The 3,341-nt window shown below is 73.3% G+C and carries 2 protein-coding genes; one reads left to right on the forward strand and one right to left on the reverse strand.

What is annotated here, in order from left to right; all coding sequences use genetic code 11:
* Nucleotides 1-1,379, reverse strand: a 1,379-nt coding sequence (locus VGR37_23065) for a DEAD/DEAH box helicase (protein HEV2150299.1), incomplete at its 3' end; no start/stop codon positions are given.
* 313 nt (nucleotides 1,380-1,692) lie between these two features.
* Here VGR37_23065 and VGR37_23070 point away from each other — a divergent pair.
* The coding region (locus VGR37_23070; GenBank protein ID HEV2150300.1) for a hypothetical protein at nucleotides 1,693-3,341 on the forward strand (1,649 nt) is incomplete at its 3' end.

Consider the following 3,341-nt stretch of genomic DNA (forward strand, 5'->3'; position numbering starts at 1 on the left):
CCGCGGCGGCGGTTCCGCTGACCGCCGTTCTCGCCGGAGCCGGCCTGCCCCTGGCCCTGCCCCTGCGGCTGGGAGCGGCGCGGCTCTCCCCCGTGAGAGGGGCGCCCGCCCCGGGCGACGCGCGCGGCCTCCTCGGCCTCCCGCTGCGCCTTGCGCTCCGCCTTCGCCTTGGCGCGGGCGCGATCCTCGGCCTTGCGGGCGCGGATCTCGGCGATGCGCTCCTGGATGGGGATCTCGAAGCGCTCCTGCGGCTTCGTCCGGTAGTCGAAGCCCTCCACCACGCGGCGGGGGAGCGGCTTGCCGACGGCGCGCTCGATCGCCTTCAGGTCCTTCTCCTCCTCGGGGGAGACGAAGGTGTAGGCGTCACCGGTGGCCTCCGCGCGCGCCGTGCGGCCCACGCGGTGGATGTAGTCCTCCGGGACGTGCGGGACGTCGAAGTTGACCACGTGCTCCAGCGCCTCCACGTCGATCCCGCGGGCCACGATGTCGGTCGCCACCAGCACGCGGAAGCGGCCGTTCTTGAAGCCTGCGAGCGCCTCGGTGCGCTGCGCCTGGCTCCGGTTCCCGTGGATGCGGGCGTTGGGGACGCCGTGCTTCTCCAGGAACTCGGACAGGCGGTTGGAGCGGTGCTTGGTGCGGGTGAAGACGATCACGTTGCCGATGTCGCCGCGCTTCAGCAGTTCCAGGAACAGGTGCGCCTTCAGCTCCTCGGACACCGGGTACACCGCCTGGGCGACGCCCTTCGCCGGGGCCTGCCTCCGCTCGACGTTGATGGCCTCCGGCGCCTGCAGCATCTCCCGGGAGAGCTGCACGATGGGCGCGGGCATGGTGGCCGAGAAGAAGAGCGTCTGCCGCTTCGCGGGGAGGTGCTTCAGCACCCGGCGGATGTCCGGGAGGAAGCCCATGTCCAGCATGCGGTCCGCCTCGTCCAGCACCAGCACCTCCAGCCCGTCCAGCCGGGCGTAGGGCTGCTGGAAGTGGTCCAGGAGGCGTCCCGGGGTGGCGATGATCACGTCCACCCCGTTGCGGAAGGCCCGCTCCTGCGGCCCCATCCCCACGCCGCCGAAGACGGCCGCGCCCTTGAGCGGGGTGTGCACCGCCAGCGCTTCCAGGTGCTCGTGGATCTGCGCCGCGAGCTCGCGCGTGGGCGTCAGCACCAGCGCGCGCGTGGTGCCGCGCGGCTTCCCCATGAGCCGGTTCAGGATGGGGAGGAGGAACGCCGCGGTCTTCCCGCTCCCGGTCATGGCGCAGGCCAGCAGGTCCTTCCCCGCGAGCCCGGGCGGGATGGACTGCTCCTGGATGGGCGTGGGGCGGGTGAAGCCGAGGTCCCGGACTCCGCGGAGGAGGTCGGGGTGGAGATCGAAGGAATTGAAGTCCATTGTATCCGTCGTTGAATGACTCGGAAACGCGTCGCAAACAAAAGGAGCCGCGGCGTGCGGCTCCGGATCGTCCGTCGTGCCCTGTGAGTGACCGTACCCCGGACCTCTCGCCGTCGGGCAGCGGGGAAGAGCTAAATTTAACAGCGGGAAGAGGCTGGGGCAAGGCGGCGCCCCGGGCCGCCACGCGTGCGGGGCGGTTGCAAGCGGGCCGCGGACGCATGATATTGGAATGCCACCCCGGCCGTTCCGGCGCCCCGCCGTCCGCCCCCGCGGGGCCGGCGCGCCCTCCCGCTCCCCGCACCGGCCTCCTGCGATGCGACCTCTCGCCCGCTGCGCCCTCCTGGCCTCCCTCGCGCTCGGCGGGTGCTCCGACCTGCTCCCCGACGCGGAGCGCGTCCCGACCCGCGTCGTGCTGAGCAGCCGCGTCGTCACCGTGGTCGAGGGAAGCCCCGTCCCCCTGGGCGTGACCGTGCTGGACCAGAACGGGAAGCCGTTCGAGCGCCTCCCGGCGTGGGCGCCTCCGCTCTGGAGCTTCGACGCCGCCGACCGGGTGGAGGACCGGGGCGGGGTGCTGATGGCGCTGCAGCCCGGCCGGGCGGTGGGAACGGTCACGGTGGCCGGCCTTTCGGCGGACGCGGCCATCCGGGTGAACCCCCGCGTCCTCGGCCTGGCCGTGGACGGCGTGTACCTGACGCAGAGCGTGCAGACCTACGACCGCTCGGTGCCCCTGGTCGCCGGTCGCGACGCCCTGCTGCGGGTCTTCCTGCGCGGCGACCAGCCCAGCTTCTTCGCCCCCGGGGTCCGCGTCGGGCTCTACCACGACGGCGTCCTGCAGGAGACCCTCACCCTCTCCCCCGGTGCGGACTCCATCCCCACCGCGGTGCGCGAGGCGAGCCTGGACGGCTCGTGGAACGGCATGGTTCCGGCGCGCCTGGTCCGCCCCGGGCTCTCGCTGGTGGTGGAGGCCGATCCCGAGAGGAGCGTCCCGACCCGGCCGGGGAGCCAGCTCCGCTACCCGGCCTCCGGGGTGCTGGCGCTGAACGTGACGACCGTGCCCAAGCTCTGGCTCCGCCTGGTCCCCATCCACCAGCCGGACGGCACCACCGGCCGCGTGAGCGTGCTCACCCGGGACGAGTGGATCCGGGAGCTGGTCGGGATGTTCCCCATCGCCGAGTACGAGGTGGACATCCGCACGCCATACGTGACGAGCACGAGCGCCTCCCCCGCGGACGGGTCCGGGTGGATCCGGATCCTCAACGAGATCGCCGCGCTCCGCCTCGCCGACGGGAGCCGGCGCTACTACTACGGGATCCTGACGCACCCCGGCGGAAACAACATCGCGGGGATCGGCTACATCGGCGGGCTGCCGGGCGCGCCGCCTGCGGCGGTCGGCTACGACCGCCTCCCGCGGTCCGCGGGTACGCTGGCGCACGAGCTGGGGCACAACTTCGGCAGGCGCCACGCTCCCTGCGGCGGCCCGGCGGGGGTGGACGTCCTGTTCCCCTACGAGGACGGCCGTACCGGCGCGCACGGCGTGGACGTCGCGGCGGGCGAGTCCAAGGACGGGAGCCGGTTCAGGGACCTGATGACGTACTGCGGGCCCGAGTGGATCAGCGACTACACGTACCGCGGAGTCCTGCAGTTCCGGCGGAGCGGCGACGGCGGCACCTCGGGCGAGCAGGCGGTGCCCGTGGCGGCGGACGAGCCGTCGCTCCTGGTGTGGGGCCGGATCGCGGGCGCGGAGTCGGTGCTGGAGCCTGCGTTCGAGATCACCACCCGCCCGGTGCTCCCGGCCGGGCCCGGCCCCTACCGGGTGGAGGGGCTGGACGCCGCGGGCGCGACCCTCTTCTCCTACTCCTTCCAGGGCGACGTGATCGCGGACGTGGAGACGGCGGAGCGCCACTTCGCCTTCGCCATCCCCGCGCGGCTGGCCCGTACGGAGCGGCTGGACCGCCTCCGCGT

The sequence above is a fragment of the Longimicrobiaceae bacterium genome, from assembly GCA_035936415.1.
Lineage (GTDB): Bacteria > Gemmatimonadota > Gemmatimonadetes > Longimicrobiales > Longimicrobiaceae > JAFAYN01.